The 25,687-nt window shown below is 56.8% G+C and carries 26 protein-coding genes and 1 other annotated feature; of the genes, 18 read left to right on the forward strand and 8 right to left on the reverse strand.

Going from position 1 to position 25,687, the window contains the following annotated elements; genetic code table 11:
• Positions 1–352: 352 nt before the first annotated feature.
• Positions 353–1,780 carry an exodeoxyribonuclease I gene (sbcB, locus tag AC0T7J_RS04635; RefSeq protein ID WP_473792469.1) on the forward strand — a complete coding sequence of 476 codons (1,428 nt, stop codon included), beginning with the start codon at positions 353–355 and terminating at the stop codon, positions 1,778–1,780.
• A 58-nt stretch (positions 1,781–1,838) separates the two neighbouring features.
• Here sbcB and AC0T7J_RS04640 read toward each other — a convergent pair whose 3' ends face one another.
• The 5 genes from AC0T7J_RS04640 to ltnD form a co-directional block, all read right to left on the reverse strand.
• On the reverse strand, positions 1,839–3,197 hold the full coding sequence (locus tag AC0T7J_RS04640) for a GntP family transporter (RefSeq protein ID WP_143990375.1): 1,359 nt from the start codon (positions 3,195–3,197) through the stop codon (positions 1,839–1,841).
• A 126-nt stretch (positions 3,198–3,323) separates the two neighbouring features.
• Complete coding sequence (locus AC0T7J_RS04645; protein ID WP_473792472.1) at positions 3,324–4,109, reverse strand: HPr family phosphocarrier protein; 786 nt, start codon at positions 4,107–4,109, stop codon at positions 3,324–3,326.
• Complete coding sequence (otnC, locus tag AC0T7J_RS04650) at positions 4,109–4,753, reverse strand: 3-oxo-tetronate 4-phosphate decarboxylase (RefSeq protein WP_473792474.1); 645 nt, start codon at positions 4,751–4,753, stop codon at positions 4,109–4,111. The genes AC0T7J_RS04645 and otnC overlap by 1 nt, the downstream gene beginning before the upstream one ends.
• Positions 4,746–6,008 (reverse strand): 3-oxo-tetronate kinase, encoded by a 1,263-nt coding sequence (otnK, locus tag AC0T7J_RS04655; RefSeq protein WP_473792476.1) that lies wholly within the window; start codon positions 6,006–6,008, stop codon positions 4,746–4,748. The genes otnC and otnK overlap by 8 nt, the downstream gene beginning before the upstream one ends.
• Complete coding sequence (gene ltnD / locus AC0T7J_RS04660; RefSeq protein WP_473792477.1) at positions 6,008–6,913, reverse strand: L-threonate dehydrogenase; 906 nt, start codon at positions 6,911–6,913, stop codon at positions 6,008–6,010. The genes otnK and ltnD overlap by 1 nt, the downstream gene beginning before the upstream one ends.
• A 267-nt stretch (positions 6,914–7,180) precedes the next feature.
• Here ltnD and ygbI point away from each other — a divergent pair, with 267 nt between their 5' ends.
• Positions 7,181–7,942, forward strand: a complete 762-nt coding sequence (gene ygbI / locus AC0T7J_RS04665) for a DNA-binding transcriptional repressor YgbI (protein WP_033758363.1) — start codon at positions 7,181–7,183, stop codon at positions 7,940–7,942.
• 48 nt (positions 7,943–7,990) lie between these two features.
• Here the strand turns inward: ygbI and AC0T7J_RS04670 are convergent, their stop codons facing one another.
• Complete coding sequence (locus AC0T7J_RS04670) at positions 7,991–9,349, reverse strand: APC family permease (protein WP_473792479.1); 1,359 nt, start codon at positions 9,347–9,349, stop codon at positions 7,991–7,993.
• A gap of 405 nt (positions 9,350–9,754) precedes the next feature.
• Positions 9,755–11,170, reverse strand: coding sequence for a glutamine synthetase family protein (locus tag AC0T7J_RS04675; RefSeq protein ID WP_010670953.1), 1,416 nt, complete (start codon positions 11,168–11,170; stop codon positions 9,755–9,757).
• Positions 11,171–11,374: 204 nt separating this feature from the next.
• On the opposite strand from AC0T7J_RS04675, the gene puuD reads away from it, so the two are divergent.
• Genes puuD through AC0T7J_RS04690 form a run of 3 tightly spaced genes read left to right on the forward strand, consistent with a single transcriptional unit; the run spans position 11,375 to position 13,987 of the window.
• Complete coding sequence (gene puuD, locus AC0T7J_RS04680) at positions 11,375–12,142, forward strand: gamma-glutamyl-gamma-aminobutyrate hydrolase (RefSeq protein WP_473792482.1); 768 nt, start codon at positions 11,375–11,377, stop codon at positions 12,140–12,142.
• Positions 12,135–12,692 carry an HTH-type transcriptional regulator PuuR gene (gene puuR / locus AC0T7J_RS04685; protein WP_010670955.1) on the forward strand — a complete coding sequence of 186 codons (558 nt, stop codon included), beginning with the start codon at positions 12,135–12,137 and terminating at the stop codon, positions 12,690–12,692. The genes puuD and puuR overlap by 8 nt, the downstream gene beginning before the upstream one ends.
• 17 nt (positions 12,693–12,709) lie before the next feature.
• Positions 12,710–13,987 carry an NAD(P)/FAD-dependent oxidoreductase gene (locus AC0T7J_RS04690; RefSeq protein WP_473792484.1) on the forward strand — a complete coding sequence of 426 codons (1,278 nt, stop codon included), beginning with the start codon at positions 12,710–12,712 and terminating at the stop codon, positions 13,985–13,987.
• Between the two features lie 168 nt (positions 13,988–14,155).
• On the opposite strand, the gene AC0T7J_RS04695 is transcribed toward AC0T7J_RS04690, so the two are convergent.
• Positions 14,156–14,983, reverse strand: coding sequence for an SDR family oxidoreductase (locus AC0T7J_RS04695; protein WP_473792485.1), 828 nt, complete (start codon positions 14,981–14,983; stop codon positions 14,156–14,158).
• Positions 14,984–15,162: 179 nt separating this feature from the next.
• Here AC0T7J_RS04695 and hisL point away from each other — a divergent pair, with 179 nt between their 5' ends.
• The 13 genes from hisL (at position 15,163) to AC0T7J_RS04760 (ending at position 25,617) form a co-directional block, all read left to right on the forward strand.
• Positions 15,163–15,210: a his operon leader peptide gene (hisL, locus tag AC0T7J_RS04700; protein WP_100396937.1), complete on the forward strand. Its 48-nt coding sequence runs from the start codon at positions 15,163–15,165 to the stop codon at positions 15,208–15,210.
• Positions 15,186–15,306: a sequence feature (His leader region), on the forward strand. It overlaps the preceding gene by 25 nt.
• Positions 15,307–15,502: 196 nt before the next feature.
• On the forward strand, positions 15,503–16,402 hold the full coding sequence (gene hisG, locus AC0T7J_RS04705) for an ATP phosphoribosyltransferase (protein ID WP_004571317.1): 900 nt from the start codon (positions 15,503–15,505) through the stop codon (positions 16,400–16,402).
• 3 nt (positions 16,403–16,405) lie between these two features.
• Entirely contained in the window at positions 16,406–17,710 is a 1,305-nt protein-coding gene (gene hisD / locus AC0T7J_RS04710; RefSeq protein WP_064703702.1) for a histidinol dehydrogenase, read from the forward strand.
• Complete coding sequence (hisC, locus tag AC0T7J_RS04715; protein ID WP_473792488.1) at positions 17,707–18,783, forward strand: histidinol-phosphate transaminase; 1,077 nt, start codon at positions 17,707–17,709, stop codon at positions 18,781–18,783. Before hisD ends, hisC begins: the two co-directional genes overlap by 4 nt.
• The gene (gene hisB / locus AC0T7J_RS04720) at positions 18,780–19,847 is read left to right on the forward strand and encodes a bifunctional histidinol-phosphatase/imidazoleglycerol-phosphate dehydratase HisB (RefSeq protein WP_010670960.1); all 1,068 of its coding nucleotides are present in this window, start codon (positions 18,780–18,782) and stop codon (positions 19,845–19,847) included. The genes hisC and hisB overlap by 4 nt, the downstream gene beginning before the upstream one ends.
• Positions 19,847–20,437 carry an imidazole glycerol phosphate synthase subunit HisH gene (gene hisH, locus AC0T7J_RS04725; RefSeq protein WP_473792490.1) on the forward strand — a complete coding sequence of 197 codons (591 nt, stop codon included), beginning with the start codon at positions 19,847–19,849 and terminating at the stop codon, positions 20,435–20,437. The genes hisB and hisH overlap by 1 nt, the downstream gene beginning before the upstream one ends.
• Positions 20,437–21,174: a 1-(5-phosphoribosyl)-5-[(5-phosphoribosylamino)methylideneamino]imidazole-4-carboxamide isomerase gene (hisA, locus tag AC0T7J_RS04730; protein WP_473792491.1), complete on the forward strand. Its 738-nt coding sequence runs from the start codon at positions 20,437–20,439 to the stop codon at positions 21,172–21,174. Before hisH ends, hisA begins: the two co-directional genes overlap by 1 nt.
• Positions 21,156–21,932 carry an imidazole glycerol phosphate synthase subunit HisF gene (gene hisF / locus AC0T7J_RS04735; protein ID WP_010670962.1) on the forward strand — a complete coding sequence of 259 codons (777 nt, stop codon included), beginning with the start codon at positions 21,156–21,158 and terminating at the stop codon, positions 21,930–21,932. Before hisA ends, hisF begins: the two co-directional genes overlap by 19 nt.
• On the forward strand, positions 21,926–22,537 hold the full coding sequence (hisIE, locus tag AC0T7J_RS04740) for a bifunctional phosphoribosyl-AMP cyclohydrolase/phosphoribosyl-ATP diphosphatase HisIE (RefSeq protein ID WP_473792493.1): 612 nt from the start codon (positions 21,926–21,928) through the stop codon (positions 22,535–22,537). Before hisF ends, hisIE begins: the two co-directional genes overlap by 7 nt.
• A 113-nt stretch (positions 22,538–22,650) precedes the next feature.
• Positions 22,651–23,967, forward strand: a complete 1,317-nt coding sequence (locus AC0T7J_RS04745) for a type II toxin-antitoxin system HipA family toxin (protein WP_473792495.1) — start codon at positions 22,651–22,653, stop codon at positions 23,965–23,967.
• Entirely contained in the window at positions 23,964–24,296 is a 333-nt protein-coding gene (locus AC0T7J_RS04750; protein WP_473792497.1) for a helix-turn-helix domain-containing protein, read from the forward strand. The genes AC0T7J_RS04745 and AC0T7J_RS04750 overlap by 4 nt, the downstream gene beginning before the upstream one ends.
• Positions 24,283–24,759 (forward strand): YbaK/prolyl-tRNA synthetase associated domain-containing protein, encoded by a 477-nt coding sequence (locus tag AC0T7J_RS04755; protein ID WP_473792499.1) that lies wholly within the window; start codon positions 24,283–24,285, stop codon positions 24,757–24,759. Before AC0T7J_RS04750 ends, AC0T7J_RS04755 begins: the two co-directional genes overlap by 14 nt.
• 66 nt (positions 24,760–24,825) lie before the next feature.
• Positions 24,826–25,617, forward strand: coding sequence for an ABC transporter substrate-binding protein (locus AC0T7J_RS04760; protein ID WP_039391545.1), 792 nt, complete (start codon positions 24,826–24,828; stop codon positions 25,615–25,617).
• The last annotated feature ends 70 nt before the right edge of the window (positions 25,618–25,687 follow it).

The following is a 25,687-nucleotide window of genomic DNA, read 5'->3' on the forward strand; positions in this document are numbered from 1 at the left end:
CGGCAAAACATTGGCCAGAATTGCGCTGGTAAAGACATTGACCAGTAAGCCCCATCTACGGCGCAAACAATACGAAGGTAAAGCCCGCGGACGGGTGCCGAATACGCACGCCCAGCCCACCAGCATCAGAAGTTTCAGACGTACCGGAATATGGTTTACCATACAGGGATGGCGTCAGCCGTTGCCCGGAGCCGCTATAATGGCTCTGCACGGCTGAACCCGCAGTCAGCGCGCATCAGACATAACGATCAGAGCTAAATTCTGCCTGCGCACAGGGATACAGAGCGAGCAGAAAGCCGTTTTACCGCTTTCTGTTCATTAAGTCAGTGAACGCAATGAACGGATATGAAATTTGAATAACGACCGCGTAAAGCCCACTTTCCTCTTCCACGATTACGAGACCTTCGGCACCAGCCCGTCTCGTGACCGGCCAGCCCAGTTTGCCGGCCTGCGCACCGACAGTGAGTTTAATCCGGTCGGCGAACCCGAAGTGTTCTACTGCCGTCCGCCGGATGACTATCTGCCACAGCCCGAAGCGGTGATGATCACCGGCATCACCCCGCAGATAGCGATGAGTCGCGGCGTGAGTGAAGCAGAGTTCGCTGAACGCATCCATGCGCTGTTCACCACGGAGCAAACCTGTGTGGTGGGCTATAACAACGTGCGTTTCGATGATGAAGTGACGCGCAATATCTTCTATCGCAACTTTTACGATCCCTATGGCTGGGCCTGGCAAAACGGTAACTCACGCTGGGACCTGCTCGACGTGATGCGAGCCTGCTACGCGTTACGGCCCGAAGGGATCAACTGGCCGGAGAATGAAGAAGGTTTTCCCAGCTTCCGGCTGGAGCATCTGACCAAAGCAAACGGCGTGTCCCATGAAAATGCGCACGATGCCATGTCGGATGTTTACGCTACGCTGGCGATGGCAAAACTGGTGAAAGAGAAGCAGCCGAAACTGTTTGAGTTTTTGTTTACCCATCGTAACAAAAACAAGCTGATGAACCTGATTGATATCCCGCAGATGAAACCGCTGGTTCATGTCTCCGGCATGTTCGGTGCGGCGCGCGGTAACACCAGCTGGATCGTACCGCTGGCCTGGCATCCCGATAACCGTAATGCGCTGATTGTGGTGGATCTGGCGGGCGACATGTCACCGCTATTGCAACTGGATGCCGACACGCTGCGTGAGCGTCTTTACACGCCGAAAAACGATCTCGGCGATCTGCCACCGGTGCCGGTCAAATTGGTGCATATCAATAAGTGTCCGGTGCTGGCGCCTGCCAGTACGCTGCGGCCGGAAGATGCAGCCCGGCTGAATATTGATCGTCAGCACTGCCTGGCGAATCTGGCGCTGCTGCGTCAGCAGCCCGACGTGCGGGAAAAACTGGTCACGCTATTTGCCGAAGCGGAGCCGTTTACACCGTCAGATGATGTGGACACGCAACTCTATGATGGCTTCTTCAGTGATGCCGACCGGGCGGGGATGAATATTATCCGCCAGACCGCGCCCGCGAATCTGCCTGCGCTGGACCTGAGCTTTGAGAGTGCGCGGGTAGCGAAACTGCTGTTCCGCTACCGGGCGCGTAACTTTCCCGGCACGCTGGATGATGCCGAGCAGCAACGCTGGTTGCAGCATCGTCGCGACGTGCTGAATGCCGATCGGGTGCAGGCATTTATGCAGGAACTGGAAGGTCTGGCGAATCTGCACGAAGCAGATGCAGAAAAGCTTGCGCAGCTTAAAGCGCTTTATCTGTATGCCCAGGAGCTGGTCTCTTAGTCGGCTGCCTGCTAAGGCCGGGTACCGCAACTGAACGCGGTCCCGGCACGTTACCGCGTTACATCATCACCCATACCAGCCAGGTCAGCGCAAAACCAAACAGTCCCATCAACGTGGTCAGTATTGTCCAGCTGCGTAACCCATCAGCGACTGACAAACCAAGATAACGGGTTACGACCCAGAAGCCGGAATCATTAACGTGTGACAAGCCCAGCGCACCAAAACAGGCTGACAGGGCGACCAGAACCAGTTGCATCTCACCAAGCCCAGTCACGGCACTACTCAGCAATCCACAGGTTGTGACAATTGCCACCGTTGCCGACCCCTGTGAAGCACGCAGCGCCAGTGAAAGAATAAACGCAGCGGGGATCAACGGCAGATGAATTGTCTGCAATGAACTGGCCAGCGCTTTACCTACCCCCGATTCCACCAGCACTTTACCGAATGCTCCCCCGGCTCCTGAGACTAAAATCACCCCGGCAGCAGTGGATATCGCATTGTTTGACAGCGTTTCCAGCTTCTCTGTGGTCCAGCCACGACGCAGCCCCAGCAACCACCCCGCAAGCGCCAGGGTAATCAGTAACGCCACCGCCGGTGATGCGACCAGCGTCAGGATTTTCAGCGGCAGGCTGCCAGGCGTAAGATGCGGCGGCAGCAACGTGCCCAGCATGATGAGCAGAATGGGCAACACGATTAAGCCTGAAATCAGCAATGCGCCCGGTGCATCGTGGTTACGGGTGGATTGCCCCTTAGCGTTCGGCTCCGTCAGCTGTAGCTGCTCCAGTACCTGAACAGAAAGATGATATTTTCGAAGGTTAAGCGCTTTGGCGACGAAATAACCGGCGATTCCGGTCGGTATCGACAGGGCAATGCCGGTCATCATTAACCAGCCAGGATCGACATTCAGCAGACCGGCGGCGGCGGCGGGTCCCGGATGAGTGGGCACCGTAACATGCACCATCAGCATCATGCCCGCCATGGGCAGACCAAACTTCAGCGGCGATACGCGCATCACTTTGGTAAAGCCATAGATCAGCGGGACCACGATAATAAACCCGACGTCAAAAAACACCGGCAATCCCAGAATAAAGGCCACGGTGGTTAACGCCGCGACCATACGCTGCGGCCCGCATAACTGCGCGAAGCGGTTTGCCAGTCGATCGGCCCCGCCGGATGTTTCAATAATCGCGCCAAGTATCGCACCCAGCACAATGATGGCGGCAATACTGCCGAGCAGGCTGCCCATCCCGCCAAGGATCACTTTCATGATGTTTTCGGCCGGGATACCGGTGGTGATGGCGACAAACAGGCTGGCAACCAGCAGCGCAATAAACGGATGGACTTTGGCTTTGATTACCAGCAGCAACAGCAGAATCACGCTGACCAGCGCGATGGATAACAGCAGCGTAGTGGACATCGGCAGACCTCTGATTAATTATAATTTTCAGTAAGTTATATTTTATTTTTTGAACACTGGTGTGATTAAGCTGCAGCAGAACTCACACCGTTTGTCTGACAATCGGTGTGAGTGGCGTACAGGTGATTAGCGGCGCGTACGCCAGGGAGCAAACCAGCCAAGGCCTTCGGTAGTGTTGCCGCGCGGGATATATTCGCAGCCGACCCAGCCGGAATAGCCCACTTCATCCAGCAGTGAGTAGAGATACGGGTAGTTGATTTCACCCTCATCCGGTTCATGACGATCCGGTGCCGACGCAATCTGCACGTGGCGATAGCGTCCGGCATAGTGACGAATCAGATGGCTGAGGTTGCCATCCACCCGTTGCGCATGGAACAGGTCGAGCTGAGTAAAGACATTGGGTCGATCAATCAGTTCGACCATCTCCAGCGTCTGGTACTGGCTGGCGTAGAGATAGTTGGGTTTGGTGGTGGGATTAAGCGCCTCAATCAGCAGGATGATGCCGTGCGGTGCAAAGCGCTCAGCGGCATAACGCATATTGCTGATAAAAGTCTCAACGTAGCGCTGACGGTCAGCGTCGGGCGGCACCGTCGCCGCCATGATGTGAACCTGAGGGCACTCCAGCGCCAGCGCATAGCTCAGGGCGCGATCGATATCCGCCTTTGCTTCCGCTTCCCGTCCGGGGATGGCGGAGACGCCCCACTCACCCGCTGCGACGTTGCCGGGTGCAGTATTGAACAGCACCAGTTGCAGCTGATTATCATCGAGCCACTGTTTTATCTGCGGGGCGGGATAGTCATAAGGAAACAAAAATTCGACGGCGGTGAAACCAGCTTCCGCCGCTGCAGCGAAGCGTTCAGCAAACGGCAATTCAGTAAATTGCGTCGAAAGGTTAGCAGCAAACTTCGGCATTATCGGCTCCTTAATTCTGCCACTTCGGCATCATTGAGATAACGGATCGGGCGGTCGCCTAAGGTAAAGATCAGACGGGCGGTCTCTTCCAGCTCTTCTGTGTTGTCTGCTGCTTCCTGCAACGATTTCCCCACCACCACCGGGCCATGATTCGCCAGCAGGAAGGCACGGTAACGTGGAGCCAGCGCCGCCAGATCCTCGGCCAGTCGTCCATCACCCGGCTTGTAGTAAGGCACAACCGGCACATCACCGACACGCATCACCACATAGGGGGTAAACGGACGGATGCAGTTGTTCGTGTCCAGACCCTGTAAGCAGGAGAGCGCCGTCAGGTAGTGGCTATGCAGATGCACCACCGCCCTGCAGTCGGAATTATTCAGGTAGAGCGCACGGTGAAACGCAATCTCTTTGGAGGGTTTATCGCCTGAGAGCCATTCGCCGTCAGGCGTGACTTTTGCCAGCCGGTCACCCTGTAATTCACCCAGGCATGAACCGGTGGGTGTCGCCAGCAGATTGCCATCCTCCAGCAACATTGAAAGGTTACCCGCCGAGCCGGTGGCATAGCCGCGCTGAAAAAACGATGCGCCAAGACGCACCATCTCATCACGCGCCTGCTGTTCCGTTAAAGAGAAAGATTCAGACATCAGTAAACTCCGTTTGCGCGCGGCGGAAGAAATCTTCATCGCCAAAATTGCCCGATTTCAGAGCCAGAGAGAGCGGCTGATGAATGTCGCGCACCCAGGGAACGCCAGGCGAAATCGTCGGACCGATGTGAAAGGCCGTCACACCCAGGCTCTGCGCGACCACGCCGGAGGTTTCGCCACCCGCCACGATAAAGCGCTGCCATCCTCGCTGTTTCAGCTCGCGGGTGACGGCGGCAAACAGCTGCTCAACGGCTTCGCTGCTGCGCTGAGCACCATAACGCTGCTGAATCGCCTGCAAGTGTTGCGCGTCAGCGGTGGCAAAAAGCAGGGGGGCCAGCGCCTGATCGCTGTTCGCTTCCACCCAGTCGCATAACTGCCGGGCATAAGCCCCAGCGTCCTCCAGGCAGCGTTCAGTCTCAACTTCGCAGGCCGGTGCCAGCTGGCGGTACGCGGCGACCTGACGATTAGTCATCTGCGAACAGGAGCCGGAAAGCACCACGGCGCGATCGCCCTGCGGACGGCCAGCCTGCTCCGCTTTCGCATCACTCTCAGCCGTCGCCCACTGCCGTGCCAGACCGATGGCCAGCCCGGAACCGCCGGTGACCAGCCGCAGATCGCCCAGTGCTTCGCCCAGCGTCAACAGATGTTCCTGATGCAGGACATCCGTTACGACGTAGTTGATCCCCTGCGCCGCCAGCTGACCCAGCGCCTGCCGCACTGACTCAGCGCCCTGATCGACCTGTGCCGCCGCGATCAGCCCGGCTTTGCCCGTCGCCTGTGACCTCATCAGCCGCATCAGGTTGCTGTCGTGCATCGGTGTGACCGGATGATGCCGCATACCGGAATCTGACAGCAGCTGATCGCCGACAAACAGGTGGCCCTGATAAACGGTGCGGCCATTCACCGGCAGCGCCGGACAGATTACCGTCTGCGTTTCACCCAGCGCCTGCAGCAGAGCGTCGGTTACCGGGCCGATATTGCCCTGCGCGGTGCTGTCGAAGGTGGAACAATATTTGAAGTAGAAGCGCTCACAGCCCTGCGTCTGCAGCCAGGCCAGCGCAGCCAGCGACTGAGCAACCGCCTGGTCTGCCGGACAGGAGCGGCTCTTCAGGCTGACCACAATCGCCTGCGCCTCTGTGATTTCCTCGCTGTCAGGAATGCCGTTGAACTGAATAGTGCTCAGCCCGTTCTGCACCAGAAAACTGGCGATGTCAGTCGCACCGGTAAAATCGTCCGCTATCACGCCAAGCCGCATCAGATTTTCTCCTCTGCCTGCGGCAGCGTGATGCCGCTGAAGATTTTAATCACGGCACTGTCATCTTCCCGGCCGTAACCGGCGTTGCTGGCTTCGGTGAACATATTGAGGGCGGTTGAGGCCAGCGGCAGCGGGAAGTGCAGGGATTTCGCGGTATCGGCCACCAGGTTGAGATCTTTCACAAAGATATCGACCGCCGATTTCGGGCTGTAGTCACCCTCGACCACATGCCGCATGCGGTTTTCGAACATCCATGAATTGCCTGCGGCATTGGTGACCACTTCATACATGGTTTCCAGCGGGATGCCGGCACGTGCCGCCAGCGCCATCGCTTCTGCCCCGACCGCGATGTGAACACCCGCCAGCAGCTGATGGATAATTTTGACGGTTGACCCGAGGCCGATCTCACTGCCCACGCGATACACTTTGGCTGCCACGGCATCCAGTACCGATTGCAGTTGTGCAAAGGCCGCGTCGCTGCCGGACGCCATCACCGTCATCTCACCGCTGGCCGCCTTCGCGGCACCGCCGGAGACCGGTGCATCCAGCATCAGCAGCTGATATTGCGCCAGCTGTTGTTCAATCTGCTGGGCATCCCGGGCGGACAATGTGGATGAGACCATGACCACGGTGCCGGGACGCAGTTTTGCGGCCAGGCCCTCTTCACCGAACAGAATGGCATTAACCTGCTGCGCATTTACCACCAGCAGCAAAACGGCATCAAGCTGGTCTGCAAAGGCGGATGCTGAAGACTGCGCATCACGCGCGCCCGCCTGGCGTAAGTTCTCCAGCGCGGCGGGATTCAAATCGACACCCCAGGTATTAAGACCGGCGCGCAGACAGGATTTTGCGGCACCCATGCCCATGGAACCTAACCCGATAACACAGATGTTTTCAGCTGGCACGATACGCCTCCACTGTTAATTTAAGTGATTATTTGTTTGTTACTGTTAATCCTGCCAGCTTACTGCTGGCAAAAATGTGTTATCCCTCACAAAAAAACATTCCCGATGTGAAGTCGAACAATTTTTAACATTGCCAGACTGTCAGCACTGGCCTTGTTGCAGTACGGTTACCGCCGCCATTGCCGGGATTACAACTGTTATTATTTGTTCTGGTTAACCGCCAGATACTTTATAATGTGAAAAAATGATAATTATCAGGGAGCCGATATGATTCCGGTTGAACGTCATCAACAGATTCTTGCGCTGGTGGCCGATCGTGGCGTGGTGAGCATTGCAGAACTCACTGAACGGCTGGGTGTGTCACACATGACCATACGCCGTGATGTGCAGAAACTGGAGGAACAGGGAGCCGTGTTGTCGGTTTCCGGCGGCGTGCGCTCTGCCGACCGGCTGGCGGCTGAGCCGTCACATCTGACGAAAAGTGCCCTCTACAACGAAGAAAAGCGGGCCATTGGCCGCACCGCCGCCCGACAGATCCCCCGTAACAGCTGCATCTATCTGGATGCCGGAACCACGACGTTAGCGCTGGCAAGAGAAGTGGTGGATCGCGATGATTTGCTAGTGGTGACCAATGATTTTATGGTGGCGAATCTGCTGATGGAGGCCAGTCAGTGCCGGGTTATTCACACGGGCGGCACCGTATGCCGTGAGAACCGTTCCTGTGTCGGGGAATCGGCGGCACGCAGCCTGCGTCATCTGGCGATTGATATTGCCTTTATTTCCGCCTCCTGCTGGGGGCCGCGTGGCTTGTTTACGCCGGACGAAGATAAGGTGATGGTGAAGCAGGCGGTGAGTGAGGTGAGCAGTAAACGGGTATTGTTGAGTGACAGTTCGAAGTACAACAGGATTGCGACGTTTCTGGCGTTACCGCTGGAGAGCTTTGATCGGGTAGTGACAGACACACATCTGAGTGAATCGGCGCGGGAATTGTTAAGTGCGGGGAGCTGTGAACTGGTACTGGCTGGTTAAGCTGTCGCCGCCTTCCCTGAGACCGGGAAGGCGGCAACGTGAGCGCGATTAAACTTCTTCGCTGAACTGCGGCACCGGATTACGGAAGCTGCGGGTTACGAACGCCAGGTAGATAATCCCGATGGCGGCCCAGATCAGACCCAGCTCCATAGAACTCTCTTCCAGGTTCACCCACAGCGCACCCACCGTCAGCGCGCCAAGCAGCGGCAGCAGCAGATACTGAACGTGATCTTTCAGCGTGCGGTTACGCTTTTCACGGATCCAGAACTGCGCGATCACCGACAGGTTAACGAAGGTAAACGCCACCAGCGCACCAAAGTTAATCAGCGCGGTTGCGGTCACCAGGTCAAAGTTAATCGCCATCAGCGCAATCGCACCCACCAGCAGCACGTTGAGCGACGGGGTACGCCATTTTGGATGGATGTAACCGAAGAAACGCTCCGGGAACACGCCATCACGGCCCATCACATACATCAGACGCGATACGCCAGCGTGCGCCGCCATACCGGATGCCAGCACCGTGACCACCGAGAAGATCAGGATGCCGACCTGCAACGCTTTACCGGCCACGAACAGCATGATTTCAGGCTGCGAGGAGTCCGGGTGCTGGAAGCGTGTGATGTCCGGGAAGTAGAGCTGCAGGAAGTAAGATGCCGCGATAAAGATCACACCACCAATCAGCGCAGTCAGAAAAATGGCGCGCGGAATGGTGCGTTCTGCATCTTTGGTCTCTTCCGACAGCGAACTGATGCCATCAAAGCCGAGGAACGAGAAGCAGAGTATCGTCGCACCGGTAATCATCGGCACCACATGCGCATTCTCAGACCAGAATGGACGGCTGCTCACCAGCGTGCCGGAACCAACGCCGCTTGCCACACCGTAGATTACCATCGCGGTAATCCCGACCATGACAACCACCTGCAGCACCACAATCACACTGTTGAAGTTGGCGACGGTTTTGATGCCCTTGAGGTTAGAGAGCGTCATAAATCCGACCAGCAACACCACAAAAATCCACGACGGAATGCCCGGCACCAGCGATTCGAAATAGTTTTTAGCCAGCAGGATGTTGATCATCGGCATGAACAGGTAGTCCAGCAGTGATGACCAGCCGACCATAAAGCCGACGTGCGGACTGATCGCCTTCTGAGCGTAGGTATAAGCGGAGCCCGCAGAGGGGAAGCGGCGTACCAGCTTACCGTAACTCACGGCAGTGAACAGAATCGCAATCAGCGCGAAAGCATAAGCGGTGGCGACGTGACCTTCGGTCAGCCCGGAAACGATGCCAAAGGTATCGAACAGGGTCATAGGCTGCATGTAGGCTAAGCCCATCATGACGACCGGAAGTAACGTGAGTGTTTTTTTGAGTTGCGCACGCTGCGGTGCGGCGGCGGTATTAAGCGACATGCTTCAGTCCCCCATGTGCGACAACCTGGCCAGGCTGGGTCACAGGGCAACTGCGCATTAAGCGACAGGGAGTAAGGTTAGCGGTTAACGCGGCGCCGTAGTCATCACGAAAACGCGTACCAGCGTTGGCTGGCAGAGTGTAAAACATCCCCATCTTTGTCATCCTCAATCTCACGCTAACGCGTGTTTTCAGTGTTTATCTATCCGGGTGCGTGCCCGGCCTCGGTTAAGTCAGCAAAAAACGCTCTAATAAAACTGGATGCAAAAAAATAACCGGCGCGGTAAGCGTCGGTTATCATCTGATTTTGCAGGCCGCGTATTCTGCCCTAACCCATGGCAGGAATACAAGCCATCGGGGCATCTTATGCAAAAAAAAGCCCGTCAGATTACAGGTAAAAAAACCTGTCAGGCATTTTTCAGCATCCAGTCGATCTCGGTAGACGTAATCAGCCGTTCAAACTGCATCAGTTCATGATGCTTACAGCTGTGCCAGACACTGGCAAAGCGTTCGCCCAGTAACTTCTGCAGCGGATAGCTGTTGTCAAACTCATACAGCGCATCGCTCTGGCGGATCGGCAGTGCCAGACCCTCGGCATGGTGACCGTTGCCGGTGACCGGATGCGGCAACGGCAACTGGGTATCCAGCCCATGCAGCATCCCGGCAAGGATCGCCGACACCACCAGGTAGGGATTAGCATCCGCACCCGCAACCCGGTACTCAATACGGTGATTGTCGATATCCCCGCACGGCACCCGCAGCGCAACGGTCCGGTTGTTATGGCCCCACGATGCCTGCAACGGCACATAGGCGTCCGGTACAAAGCGGCGATAGGCATTCACATTGGGTGCCAGCAGTGCCATTGAGGCGGGCATCAGATCGATCATTCCCGCCAGCGCCCGTTTCATCAGCGGCGAATCACTGCCGTCATCGCAGGCGAAGGCGTTGTGATCGGCGGCATCCAGCATGCTGATATGCACATGCATGCCGCTGCCCGCGTACTCCTCATAGGGCTTCGCCATAAACGTGGCGGTCATACCGTGGTTTTCTGCCACCTGACGAATCAGGCGTTTTAGCTGCACTGCATGGTCACAGGCCCGCAGCACGTCGCGGGTATGATGCAGGTTAATTTCAAACTGTCCGGGCGAGGCTTCCGCCAGCGCGCCATCGGCCGGGATGCCCTGCTGACGGGCCAGATCGTCGATATCACGCAGCACATCGGCGAAATGATCCAGGTTATCTACCGAGTAGACCTGGCTCTGCATATTGCGTTCATCACTGCCGGGTGAACACGGCGGCTGGATAAAGCCTTCTGCATCGCGCTTTTTATCCACCAGATAGAACTCCAGCTCTACCGCTACCACCGGGAACAGACCTCGGTTACGCAGCTGTTGCCACAGCCGGTTAAGGACATTTCGGGGTTCAACGTCAAAGGGAGTGCCATCTTGGTTGCACATGGTTAACAGCAGTTGCGCAATGTGTTGAGGGTCAGACGCGGAGGGAACTAAAGTACCGGTGACGGGCAGACAGAGATTGTCGGGTTCGCCCAGTGACTGGCCGAGTCCCGCTTCTTCTACTGTGTTGCCGAGGATATCCATGGCAAACACCGAGGCGGGGAAATAACACCCTTTTTCCAGCTTAGGCAGCGCAGAGACCGGAATACGCTTGCCGCGGAACACACCATTTAAATCATTTAACAGGATGTCGACATACTGCGTGTCAGGATGGCGCTCCAGCCAGGTTTTCACCTCAAGCTGGAACGCGCTGGTTCGTTTCTCTTCACTGTGAAGCGTGAAGTCTTCCACTTCTACCAGGTTAGTCATGATCTCACCCGCCCCTATTAGGTTTGCGTAATGCTCAAAATAACAGCCACACCACTAACATAGCGCCAACATAAAAAGTGTGCAAATGTAACAAATCCGTTTGAAGAACAAACAGCAGATTGCTAGATTGAAAAAATATTGCACACTTAACCGCCAGACGTGCCCTTTCGGTAGATATTTCGAACAGCGATGCGAGGACGTGAGATGGGCATTATTTTTGACAAGCCGTTGATTGGCGTAGTGATGTGCCAGAAGGATCTGGGCGGCCATCCGAGCCAGACGGTTCACAATAAGTATACCGATGCGGTTGTCCTAGCGGGTGGCGTACCGCTGGCCCTGCCCCACAGTCTGATGAATGCGCCTCATCTATTAGAAAACGCTATGGCTGTTCTCGATGGCCTGCTGCTGACCGGCAGCCCCAGCAATATCGAACCCTGGCATTATGGTGAGTCAGGAGAGGAGCTTAATGCCGATCCGGGCCGTGACCATCTCGTCTTTCAGCTGATTACCTGGGCCACCAGCCACAACATGCCGATGTTCGGGATCTGCCGTGGGCTGCAGGAGCTGGTGGTGGCGAATGGGGGCGCCCTGTGGCGAGAGCTCAGCGGGCAGCCGCCGTTTCAGCGTCACCATGAAGATGAGACGCTGCCACTGGAGCAGCAGTATGCGCCGACGCATCCAATCACTATCGAACCCGACGGCCTGCTGGCGACGCTGCTGGATTACAGTAGCCCGCTGACGGTTAATTCACTGCATCATCAGGGTGTACGCGAACCGGGCCCGCAGCTGCGCGTGGAAGCACGCGCGCCAGATGGCCTGATTGAGGCGGTGAGTCTGCGCCATCATCCCTTCGCCCTGGCGGTGCAGTGGCATCCCGAGTGGCAGCCGGAACACACGGCAGGCTCGCAGGCGCTGTTCAGTGGCTTTATTCAGGCCGCCATTCGTTATCATAAGGGAAAAGAAAATGAGTGATGCCACGCTGGCGCCGGGACGACGGCTGGCGCAAATCCGGCAGACACTGGGGCTGTCGCAACGCCGCGTTGCCGAACTGGCCGGACTGACCCACAGCGCCATCAGCACCATTGAGCAGGATAAGGTCAGTCCGGCGGTCAGCACCCTTCAGAAGCTGCTGAAAGTCTATGGGCTCTCGCTGTCAGAGTTCTTTTCAGAACCCAAACCGGATGCGGAACCGAAGGTCATTGTCCGCGCCAGCGACCTGCTGGAGATTGGCAGTCAGGGGGTTTCGCTGAAGCTTATCGACAATGGCCGTGCACAGCGCACGCTGGGCATGCTGCTGGAAACTTATCAACCTGGCGCGAGCACCGGTGAGAAGCTGCGTCATCCAGGTGAAGAGACCGGTACGCTGCTGGAAGGAGAAATTACGCTGGTCATCAACGGAGAGCACTATCATCTCTCCGCCGGAGAGAGCTACGTCATTGATACTGGCTTACCACACAGTTTCACCAACCGTGCTGAAATCCCCTGCCGCATTGTCAGTGCCCATACGCCAGCCAACTTTTAGGCGCTTCGGAGGTTGTTATGAATTACGTGGAAAGTTATTACGCAGCGACCGCCAATCCGCATGCGCCCTGGCCGACATTACAGGAGAGCATTCAGTGTGACGTCTGCATTATTGGCGGCGGTTTCACCGGTCTTTCGGCGGCGCTGCATCTGACCGAGGTGGGCTATGACGTGGTCGTGCTGGAAGCGGCGCGGGTCGGCTTTGGTGCCAGCGGACGTAACGGCGGTCAGGTGGTCAACTCCTACAGCCGCGACGTGGATGTGATTGAGCAGCGCTACGGTAAAGAGAGCGCCCGTATGCTGGGCAGCATGATGTTTGAGGGCGCTGAGATTATCCGCGATCGCATTAAGCGGTACGCGATCGACTGTGATTACCGGCCTGGCGGTATTTTTGCAGCCCTGAATGTGCGCCAGATGGCGCATCTGCGAAAACAGAAAGCGTTATGGCAGCAGTATGGGAACCATGATCTTGAACTACTGGATGAGCGAGCCATTCGACGTGAAGTCGCTACTGAACGCTACGTTGGCGGGTTGCTGGATCGGCGCGGCGGCCATCTGCATCCGCTGAACCTGGCGCTGGGTGAAGCGGAGGCGATCCGGCGACATGGCGGACGCATCTATGAACAGTCCGCGGCGACCAGTGTGATTTATGGCACACCAAACCGGGTAAAAACCGCCCAGGGCGAGGTCAGCGCGACCTTTGTGATCTTCGCCGGGAATGCCTATCTGGCACCACAGCTGGAACCACGACTGAGCAGGAAAAGCATGCCGTGCGGATCGCAGATTGTAGCAACCGAGCCGCTGTCACCCGACCAGGCGTTGTCGCTGATGCCGAACAACTACTGTGTGGAAGATTGTAACTATCTGCTGGATTACTTCCGTCTGACCGCGGATAACCGGCTGCTCTATGGCGGCGGCGTGGTTTATGGTGCTCGGGAACCGGCCGATATTGAAGCGTTGATCCGGCCCAAACTGAGACGCACGTTCCCGCAATTGCAGAACGTGAAGCTGGACTTCAGCTGGAGCGGCAATTTCCTGCTGACGCTGTCGCGCATGCCGCAGTTTGGCCGACTGGAGAAGAATGTCTATTTTATGCAGGGTGACAGCGGTCATGGCGTCACCAGTACGCATCTTTCCGGCAAGCTGATCAGCGAAGTGTTACGCGGCGATGCCGAGCGTTTTGATGCCTTCGCCCGACTGCCTCATCTGCCGTTTCCCGGTGGGCGACGCTTTAAGGTGCCGCTGACGGCGATGGGTGCGGTGTGGTATGCGTTGAGGGATCGGTTAGGGGTATGAGGCTGAGGGCCAGACTTTGCTGCCTGGCCTGCTGAACATAGGTGTTCCAGCGGGGCACATTCTGCCCTGTTGTTTAAACCACCTTAGTATGTTGTAACTATAGAAAGAGCAGAACGCTCACCTATCAGAGCGGGAGCACTCAGCCCCCGCAACAACGTTTGCCGCACATCACTCCAGCGGCATCTTAACCGGATCGTCATAGCGGTACTCAAAACCGAGTTCGCTACAGATGCGGGAACCATCAATCAGCTTGCCGCTGTCTTTCACTGCCTCTGGCGCGAACTGCGGCGGCTCCAGACCAAGCTGGCGTGTAACCGCGGGATAGAAGGAGTCGCGCGTCGGATGTTTCGGCGCACTAAGGTTGTAAACCCGGCCCCCTTTCGGAGACTGCAGTAGCAGCGTAATCGCCTCAACCACATCATCCAGGTGTACCAGATTGACGCCCTGCGAGCCATTCGCCACATCCTGTTTTCCGGCCAGGAAGCGTCCCGGATGACGTTTTGGCCCGACCAGACCGGACAGGCGCAGAATATCCACGCTGGTGCCCGGCAGATCGTGCAGCCAGTTCTCCAGTTTAACCAGCGTCTTGCCGGCTATGGTTTCCGCAGTCAGCGGACTGTTTTCCCGCTTAATGCCGGAGCTGCCACCATAAACTGACGTGGAGCTGGTAAAGATGATGCGCGGCACCTTGTAAACCAGCGCAGTATCAATCACATTCTGCACCGCCTGCAGATAGGCTTCGCCCCCTTCCGCGGTGCGGCTGGCGGGCAGCGTGACGATCAATGCATCGACGTTGAACAGCGGTTCAATATCGGCGGCATCACAGAGCAGTTCCGGCGTCAGTTCCAGCTGGAACGCCTCAATGCCGCAGCGGCGTGCCGCGTCTACACCGTCTGGTGTGGTTTTGCTGCCGGTGACCTGCCAGCCTCGCGCGGTTAACGCCGTGGCCAGCGGCATGCCTAACCAGCCCAGTCCCACAATCGCGACCTTCTTCATTTTGACTCCTGACGTGAAACATCAACCCTGACTTCACCGTAGTTTGCCCCCGGATTGCAAACCAGAACAACCTGTTTCAGCGCTTTCCGAACCGCCCGTTTAAAAAAGTGTTGCCAAGCGCAGCCATCTTCGCTAGCTTAAACCCCACAAATGAATACTCATTCATCGACGAGATTATTATGACACGCGTTCAGTTCAACCATCATCACCACCATCATCCTGACTAGTCTTTCAGGCGATTGGTGCTGGAAGACTTTCAAGATCTTCCAGTGGTGTGAACGCAAGAGAACCCCCGGAAGATCGTCTTCCGGGGGTTTTTTTATGGGCTGATGTAACCACACATTCAGGACAGGATTAATAGCCTACCCCATCAGGCTATTTTATTTGCCACTCTGGCCCTGGTCAGTGCTCACAATCCTCACGTACTGTGTGTACGTTCCGGTTGTTGCGCGCTGTCCGTGACCAGACTGACTGCAACAATATACGCCTACTGGAATAGGCTCTAAGAGGACAGGAACCATGTTAGATAACACCCGTTTACGCATAGCTATGCAGAAATCTGGCCGTTTAAGTGATGATTCACGCGAACTGCTGGCGCGCTGCGGCGTTAAAATCAACCTTCAGCAACAGCGCCTGATTGCGTTTGCGGAGAACATGCCGATCGACATCCTGCGCGTGCGCGATGACGATATTCCTGGCCTGGTGATGGATGGCGTGGTCGATTTAGGCATCATCGGCGAGAACGTGCTGGAAGAAGAGCTGCTGTCGCGCCGTGCCCAGGGTGAAGATCCGCGTTACTTTACGCTGCGCCGCCTCGACTTCGGCGGTTGCCGTTTGTCACTGGCGATGGCGACAGATGCCGAGTACACCGGCCCGGAATGCCTGGATAAATCCCGTATCGCCACCTCCTATCCGCACCTGTTAAAACAATACCTCGACAAAAAAGGCGTCAGCTTTAAAACCTGTTTACTGAACGGTTCCGTAGAAGTGGCGACCCGCGCCGGTCTGGCTGACGCCATCTGCGATCTGGTCTCTACCGGTGCTACGCTGGAAGCCAATGGCCTGCGCGAAGTTGAAGTAATCTATCGTTCAAAAGCGGTGCTGATCCAGCGTGACGGCGAGATGCCTGCCGCCAAGCAGGAGCTGATCGACAAGATGATGACCCGTATTCAGGGCGTGATTAAAGCGCGTGAATCGAAGTACATCATGCTGCACGCGCCGAGTGAGCGCCTGGAAGAAGTGATCAGCCTGCTGCCTGGCGCAGAGCGCCCGACCGTGCTGCCGCTGGCAGGCGATGTCAGCCGCGTGGCGATGCACATGGTCAGCAGCGAAACCCTGTTCTGGGAAACCATGGAAAAACTGAAAGCGCTGGGTGCCAGTTCGATTCTGGTGCTGCCTATTGAGAAGATGATGGAGTAAGCCATGGCCTTTTCTACCCCGATTGAGTGGCAGCAGTGCACCCCCGAACAGCAGCAGGCGCTGCTGCTACGTCCTGCTATCGCCGCCTCTGAAAACGTGACGCTGACGGTGCGCGATGTGCTGGAGCAGGTAAAGCTGAATGGTGATGACGCCCTGCGCGAATTCAGCGCCCGCTTCGACAAAGCGCAGGTGGATAACCTGCGTGTTACCGCACAGCAAATTGCAGAAGCCAGCTTACGTCTGAGTGACGAGCTGAAGCAGGCGATGGCTGTCGCGGTGGGCAATATCGAAACCTTCCACAACGCGCAGATCCTGCCGCCGGTGGATGTGGAAACCCAGCCAGGCGTACGCTGCCAGCAGATTACCCGTCCGGTAAAATCGGTCGGACTCTATATTCCTGGTGGTTCCGCCCCGCTCTTCTCCACTGTGCTGATGCTGGCGACCCCGGCCCGTATCGCTGGCTGTGGTCGCGTGGTGCTCTGTTCGCCGCCGCCGATTGCCGATGAGATCCTGTATGCCGCCCAGTTGTGCGGCGTAGAAGAGGTGTTCCAGGTCGGCGGCGCGCAGGCCATTGCCGCGATGGCCTTCGGCACCGAAACCGTGCCGCGCGTGGATAAGATTTTTGGCCCGGGCAACGCCTGGGTGACAGAAGCGAAACGTCAGGTAAGTCAGCGCCTTGATGGCGCGGCGATTGATATGCCGGCGGGTCCTTCTGAAGTGCTGGTGATTGCGGATGAGGGCGCCACGCCCGCGTTTGTCGCGTCTGATTTGCTCTCACAGGCAGAGCATGGGCCCGACTCGCAGGTGATTCTGCTGACGCCTTCATTAAAGCTGGCCGAGGCGGTCGCGGTCGCGGTTGAGCAGCAGCTGGCGCAGTTGCCGCGGGCTGCCACGGCGCGTCAGGCGCTGGAAAGCAGCCGCCTGATTGTGGCGCGTGACCTTGAGCAGTGCATCGCGATCTCTAATCTCTACGGCCCGGAGCACCTGATTCTGCAGACGCGTCAACCGCGCGATCTGGTGGAGTCGATCACCAGCGCCGGTTCGGTATTTTTAGGTGACTGGTCGCCGGAGTCCGCGGGCGATTACGCCTCTGGCACCAATCACGTGTTACCGACCTACGGTTACACCTCGACCTGTTCCAGCCTGGGCCTGGCCGATTTCCAGAAACGCATGACGGTGCAGGAGCTGACGCCGCAGGGCTTCCTGAACCTGGCCGCCACCATTGAAACCCTGGCCGCCGCCGAGCAGCTGGATGCCCACAAGAATGCCGTCACCCTGCGCGTTGCCGCACTGAAGGAGCAAGCATGAGTCAGGATATTGAGCAGCTGGCGCGCGCCAATGTGCGTGCCCTGACGCCCTATATGTCGGCGCGTCGTCTGGGTGGCAACGGAGATGTCTGGCTCAATGCCAACGAGTTTCCGCTGCCGGTGCCGTTTGAGCTGTCGCAGCAGACGCTGAACCGCTATCCGGAGTGTCAGCCCAAACGGGTGATTGAGCGCTACGCGGCTTATGCGGGCTTAACGCCGGAGCAGGTACTGGTGAGCCGTGGCGCAGATGAAGCCATCGAACTGATCATGCGTGCCTTCTGTGAGCCGGGTCAGGATGCGATTCTGTTCTGTCCACCGACCTATGGCATGTACAGCGTCAGCGCCGAAACCATCGGCATTGAATACCGCACCGTCCCGGCCCTGACCGACTGGCAGCTGAACCTGCCTGCCATTGCAGAGCAGCTGGATGGCGTCAAAGTGGTTTACCTCTGCAGCCCGAACAACCCGACCGGCAACCTGATCAATCAGGACGACATCCGTCAGCTGCTGGCGATGACCGCCGGTAAAGCGCTGGTAGTCGCAGATGAAGCCTACATTGAATTCTGCCCGCAGGCGACCCTGACCGGCTGGCTGAAGGATTATCCGCATCTGGTGATTCTGCGTACGCTTTCTAAAGCCTTTGCGCTGGCTGGCCTGCGTTGCGGCTTTGCGCTGGCGAATAAGCCGGTCATCGACCTGCTGATGAAGGTGATTGCGCCCTACCCGCTGGCCACACCGGTGGCCGATGTCGCCGGTCAGGCGCTGAGCGACCAGGGGATTGCGCTGATGCGTGAGCATGTGGCACAGCTGAATGAGAATCGCAGCTGGCTTCTGGCCGAACTGGCGCAGCTGGCCTGCGTTGAGCAGGTTTTCTCCAGTGAAACCAACTATGTGCTGGCGCGCTTTACCGATTCACCAAAAGTCTTCAAAACCTTATGGGATCAGGGCATTATCCTGCGTGATCAGAACAAAAATCCGGGCCTGTCGGGATGCCTGCGCATCTCCATCGGCACGCGTGAAGAGTGCGAACGAGTGATCGCCGCGCTGAAAGCCTTTTCTGTGGAGCAAGCATGAGCCAGAAGACCCTTTTTATTGACCGCGACGGTACGTTAATCTCGGAGCCGCCTGAAGATTATCAGGTGGACCGCATGGATAAGCTGGCGTTTGAGCCAGATGTTATCCCGGCGCTGCTGGCGCTGCAGGCCGCCGGTTATCGCCTGGTCATGATCACTAACCAGGATGGTCTTGGCACCCCGGGTTTCCCGCAGGCCGATTTCGATGGCCCGCACAATCTGATGATGCAGATCCTGACCTCGCAGGGCATTGCGTTTGACGATGTGCTGATCTGCCCGCACATGCCGGACGATCACTGCGACTGTCGCAAGCCGAAAACCCGAATGGTGGAAGCCTGGCTGGCCGAAGGCGCGCTGGATACCGCCAACAGCTACGTGATTGGCGATCGCCTGACCGACGTTCAGCTGGCGGAGAACATGGGCATCCAGCCTATCCGCTACGGCGCTGACGGCCAGAACTGGCAGACCATCCAGCAGCGTCTGACCCAGCGTGACCGCCATGCGCTGGTGCAGCGCAACACTAAAGAGACACAGGTGCGGGTCGAACTGTGGCTGGATCGCGAAGGCGGCAGCAAGATTAATACCGGCGTGGGTTTCTTCGACCACATGCTGGACCAGATTGCCGTGCACGGCGGGTTCCGCATGAACATCGAAGTGAAAGGCGATCTTTATATTGACGATCACCACACGGTGGAAGATACCGGTCTGGCACTCGGCGAAGCGCTGCTGAAGGCACTGGGCGACAAACGCGGCATTGGCCGTTTTGGCTTTGTGCTGCCGATGGATGAATGTCTGGCACGCTGTGCGCTGGATATCTCCGGCCGTCCGCACATCGAGTTCAAAGCGGAGTTCAACTATCAGCGCGTGGGCGACCTCAGTACCGAGATGGTCGAGCACTTCTTCAGCTCGCTCTCCTACGCCATGATGAGCACCCTGCACCTTAAAACCAAAGGCAAGAATGACCATCACCGCGTCGAGAGCCTGTTTAAAGCCTTTGGCCGTACGCTGCGTCAGGCGATCCGCGTTGAGGGCAATACGCTGCCGAGCTCGAAGGGAGTGCTGTGATGAACGTGGTGATCATGGATACCGGTTGCGCCAACCTGTCGTCGGTAAAATGGGCGATTGAACGTCTGGGCTACACTCCGGAAGTGAGCCGCGACCCCGATGTGGTGCTGCGCGCCGACAAACTGTTCCTGCCAGGCGTGGGCACCGCGCAGGCGGCAATGAATCAGCTGGAAGAGCGTGACCTGATCGATCTGGTGAAAGCCTGTACCCAGCCGGTGCTGGGGATCTGCCTGGGTATGCAGCTGCTGGGACGCGGCAGCGATGAAAACGGCGGCGTGCCGACGCTGGGGATTATTGATGAGCCGGTGTCGTTAATGGACACGCACGGCCTGCCGCTGCCGCACATGGGCTGGAATCAGATTACCGCGCAGGCGGGCAATCATCTGTTCCGTGGCATCGACGAAGGCTGCTATTTCTACTTCGTTCACAGCTATGCCATGCCGGTCAACGCCAGCACCATCGCACAGTGTTACTACGGTGAAGCTTTCACTGCCGCGGTGCAGAAAGATAACTTCTTTGGCGTCCAGTTCCACCCGGAACGCTCGGGCAAAGCGGGCGCGCAGCTGCTGAAAAACTTCCTGGAGATGTAATGATTATCCCCGCGTTAGATTTAATTGACGGCAAAGTGGTTCGTCTGCATCAGGGCGATTATGGACAGCAGCGTGATTACGGCAGCGATCCGCTGCCGCGTCTGCAGGATTACGTTCGCCAGGGCGCGACCGTGCTGCATCTGGTGGATTTAACCGGCGCGAAAGATCCGGCGAAACGCCAGATCGCTTTGCTGAAAACCCTGCTGGATGGCGTTGATGTGACGGTGCAGGTTGGTGGCGGCATTCGCAGCCGTGATGATGTGCATGCGCTGCTTGAAGCCGGAGCGAGTCGTGTGGTGGTCGGTTCCACCGCCGTGAAACAGCCTGAAGAGGTAAAACGGTGGTTTGCAGAGTTTGGCGCAGAGGCGATTGTGCTCGCGTTAGATGTGCGCATTGATGCCAGTAACCGCAAAGAAGTGGCGATCAGTGGCTGGCAGGAAGCGGCGGGCGTCACGCTTGAAGAGGTGATTACCGACTTTCAGCAGGTGGGTCTGAAGCACGTGCTGTGCACCGACATTTCCCGCGACGGCACCCTGAGCGGCTCCAATGTTGCGCTCTATCAGGAAGTGACGGCGCGCTTCCCGGCGATTGCTTTTCAGTCCTCGGGTGGCATTGGCGACCTCAATGATATCACCGCCCTGCGCGGCAGCGGCGTTCAGGGCGTAATAGTCGGACGTGCGCTGCTGGAAGATAAATTCACTGTTTCGGAGGCGATCGCATGCTGGCAAAACGGATAATTCCCTGCCTGGACGTACGTGACGGCCAGGTGGTCAAAGGCGTACAGTTTCGCAATCACGAGATCATCGGCGACATCGTGCCGCTGGCGCAGCGCTATGCTGCCGAAGGTGCCGACGAGCTGGTGTTCTATGATATCACCGCCTCATCCGATGGCCGGGTCGTCGACAAAAGCTGGGTATCGCGGGTTGCGGAAGTGATCGATATCCCGTTCTGCGTCGCGGGCGGCATTAAAACCCCGGAAGACGCGGCGCGTATTCTGGAGTTTGGCGCAGACAAGATTTCGATTAACTCCCCGGCGCTGGCCGACCCCACGCTCATTACCCGCCTCGCGGATCGTTTTGGCGTGCAGTGTATTGTGGTCGGGATCGATACCTGGTTTGATGAAGCCAGCGGTAAATATCAGGTGAATCAGTATACCGGCGACGAAGCACGCACCCGTGTGACACAGTGGGAAACGCTGGAGTGGGTGCAGGAAGTGCAGAAGCTGGGCGCCGGCGAGATCGTGCTGAACATGATGAATCAGGATGGCGTGCGTAATGGCTATGACCTGGTGCAGCTGAAGAAAATGCGTGAAGTCTGCAACGTGCCCCTCATCGCCTCTGGCGGCGCAGGCACGATGCAGCACTTCCTTGACGCGTTTACTGAGGCAAATGTGGATGGTGCTTTAGCCGCCTCGGTATTCCATAAGCAGATTATTAATATTGGTGAGCTGAAAAGCTTTCTGATCGACAACGGAGTGGAGATTCGCGCGTGCTAACTGAACAACAACAGGCCCTGCTCGACTGGGACAAAACACAGGGCATGATGCCGGTCATCGTTCAACACAATGTCTCAGGCGAAGTGCTGATGCATGGTTATATGAACCCGGCCGCGCTGGAAAAAACACTGGCAGAAGGCAATGTCACCTTTTTCTCCCGCACCAAAAACCGACTGTGGACCAAAGGCGAAACCTCTGGCAATTTTCTGCAGGTGGTGAGCATCACGCCTGACTGCGACAACGACACGCTGCTGGTGCTGGCAAACCCGATTGGCCCGACCTGCCATCTGGGCACCACCAGCTGCTTCTCGCCGGCCGTGCCAGAGTGGACCTTCCTCTATCAGCTGGAAGAGCTGCTGGCGTCCCGTAAAACCGCCGATCCTGAAAGCTCCTACACCGCACGGCTCTACGCCAGCGGCACCAAGCGCATCGCGCAGAAAGTGGGTGAAGAAGGCGTTGAAACTGCACTGGCCGCCACGGTCAACGATCGGGATGAACTTACCAACGAAGCTTCTGACCTGGTCTATCACCTGATGGTGTTGTTGCAGGATCAGGATCTCGACTTTAGCGCCGTGATCAACAATCTGCGCGACCGCCATAAGTAATTGTGCAATATGCTGCTCAGAATGCCGTTCTTATGCGGATTCTGAGCAGAATTCTTCTCAAAAATAAAATTAAACGCTATTGTTGAGCATAATATTGCTCAACAGGTGTTGCCATGCTCACAATCCAGCTATTTATCAAAGGCCGCTGGCATGATGCTGCCCAACTCAATATCCAGCAACCCTCGCAGGGACGTGAAAGCGCCGCCTTACTTGCCTACGACTTTGACTATGCCGCTGATTATCTCGATCGCAATGATTACGCCAGCTGCAGTCTGAATTACCCGGTGATGCTTATTGGCAGCTATGCGGCGCGTCCGTGGTTTACCTTTCTGGATGACATTATGCCTGCCGGTGCCAGTCGACGTTACTGGGTTCAGCAACTGGGATTACAGGGAAAATCGGCGGCTGAGCAGGACTACTGGCTGCTGAAATCTGGCACGATTGCGCCAGTGGGAAACCTGCGCATTAAAGAGTCGGTACCCGCATTGCCCGCTCAGAGTCAGTTACGCGATCGGCGTTTTCCGTCTGAATGGGTCATTGAGCGTGACAGTGATTTTCTGGCCTATGCTCAGCAAATGGGTGCAGCCAGCGGCGGAGCAACCGGGGCTGGCGGTGAAGCGCCAAAACTCTTGTTGCGCTGTACGCCTCAGCATGAGGTGTGGATAGATACCTGGCAGGATGACGCAGACAACCAGGATACCCATTATCTGGTGAAGTATCCGCGCGGTACGCGTAGTGCAATCGACTGCGACATACTTCGCGCCGAATACCACTACTATCATGAGCTGGAGGCAATGGGTTTCGACACAATTCCTTGTGGACACATGAAGTTGCGTGAAGGTAGCCGCTATCCTTCTTTATGGTTGCCTCGCTTTGATGTGGCTTATATCGATGGCCAGAAAGTGATGTATGGCCTGGAGTCTGTCTATTCGATATTGCAAAAGCCGCCAGGCAGCTACCTCAATCATTTCGAGGTGATCCGCACGTTAATCAAACGACTCAATCCTGACAGGTGCGCGCAGGAGGCGTTCGTTATTGAGTGGGTAAAACGCGACATGCTGAATATTGTGTTTGGCAATTCTGACAACCACGGCCGTAACAGCGCAATTCTGAAAAAAAGCACTGGCATGTGGCTGGCTCCCATCTATGATTTTGCGCCGATGAAAGCGGATCCCGAAGGCGTGGTACGAACGACGCAGTGGGGATCACCTTTTGAAGAAGGGGGTCACTATCAATGGAAACTGATTGCAGACGCATTAAGTGATCTGGTGCCCTCAGACAGGTTACTGGCTGAACTGGCCTCACTCACTCGCCTGCTTACCGGACTCAAAGAGCGCCTGATCCAGCGAGGCGTGCCAGAATCGATACTGACTATGCCCGCGATGGGATTCGATTATCTGGATCAACGTATTGAAGGCTGGCAGCTATGAAAAAAACACTGTCACCTTTTGAACGCGAGGCAATGCTGCTGAACCTTCTTCAGCAGTTTCTTGAAGAAAAATTGTCACAGGGTGAGCTTCTTATGAAGCTTCGCAAAAACGTGCTGGGATTCTCTCAGGAACGTTATGCCGCGCTGGCAGGTATCAGCCGAAGGACACTGTCAGATATCGAGCAGGACAGGGAAAATACCACGCTGAGTACGCTCAACAGGGCGCTTAAACCGCTGGGTCTGAAAACCGGCATCGTGCCGCGTCAACCGCATATGTTGCAGACGCTGATGCTGCAACTCACCTCAGGAAAGAACCGTGACCACCCATGAGAAATTAATCGCCCTCCTCGACCAGCACCAGGCACGCTATCGCCTGATGGAGCATGAGGCGACCGGTAAATGTGAAGCCGTCGCGGCGATACGCGGCACCGAAATCGGCCAGGGTGCTAAAGCGCTGGTCTGTCATGTGAAAGGCAACGGCGTTAAACAGCATGTACTGGCGGTTTTACCTGCCGATCAGCAGGCCGATCTGGGCAAAGTCGCGGCAGCGGTTGGCGGAAGACGCGCCTCACTCGCCAGTCCGGCGGAAACCGATCTGGTGACCGGCTGCGTATTCGGGGCGATTCCACCGTTCAGCTTTCATCCCGACCTCAGACTGGTTGTTGACCCCGCGCTGTTTGAACGTTATCCGGAGATCGCCTTTAACGCCGGTCTGCTGGAACGCTCAGTGATCCTGAATACCGAAGATTATCGCGCGCTGTGCGCGGCTGACGTGGTGAAGATTACGCAGTAATTGCCATCCCGGCAGCCCGGCGATACTCTGCATAATCACTCATCACGACAGAATAAGAGCAAAATCATGAACATTTTCACTCAACGCCTGCGTCAGACGCTGGCTGTGGCGGTTATGGCAGGCTGCGCTTTTGGCGCGCAGGCGAAGATCGAACAGGTGCGTTTCGCGGTCGATCCGACCTATCCACCCTTCGAATCGAAAACGCCACAAGGCAAGCTGGTCGGCTTTGATATTGATCTGGGCAATGCGCTCTGTACTCAGATGCAGGCAAAATGTGTCTGGGTTGAAAGCCAGTTTGACGGCATGATCCCGGCCCTTAAAGCGCGTAAATTTGATGCCATTCTGTCCGACATGGGCATTACCGAAGAGCGCCTGAAGCAGATTGATTTCACCGCGCCGCTCTATGACACCCACACTCAGCTGATTGCCCGTAAAGGTGCTGGCATATTGCCCACCGTTGAATCCCTGAAAGGAAAAACGGTCGGCGTAGAACAGGGAACGGTTCAGGAGCGCTATGCGCTGGCGAAATGGCAGCCTCACGGTGTGACCGTGGTGCCTTATGGCGATCAGGCACAGGTTGAAAGCGATCTGGTTTCAGGCCGACTGGATGCGGTATTCACCGATGCGGCACAGGCTGCCATCGGCTTCCTGAAGCATCCGCAGGGAAAAGATTTTGAACTGGCCGGCCCGATTATTCAGGATCCGATCATCGGCCCCGGCACGGCGATTGGCCTGCGTAAAGGCGATACCGAGCTGAAAACCGCACTGGATAACGCCTTCGTCGAAATCAAAAAGAACGGTACGTTTGACCAGATTCAGAAGCGCTATTTTGCTACGGATATCTCTATCCAGCAGTAACCTCGCGGTCGCCCTTTTTCGTCCTCAACGCGATCCGGCACTATACTTTAACTTTTTCAGGACGGCGCGC

The sequence above is a fragment of the Pantoea sp. E956-1 genome, from assembly GCF_982223955.1.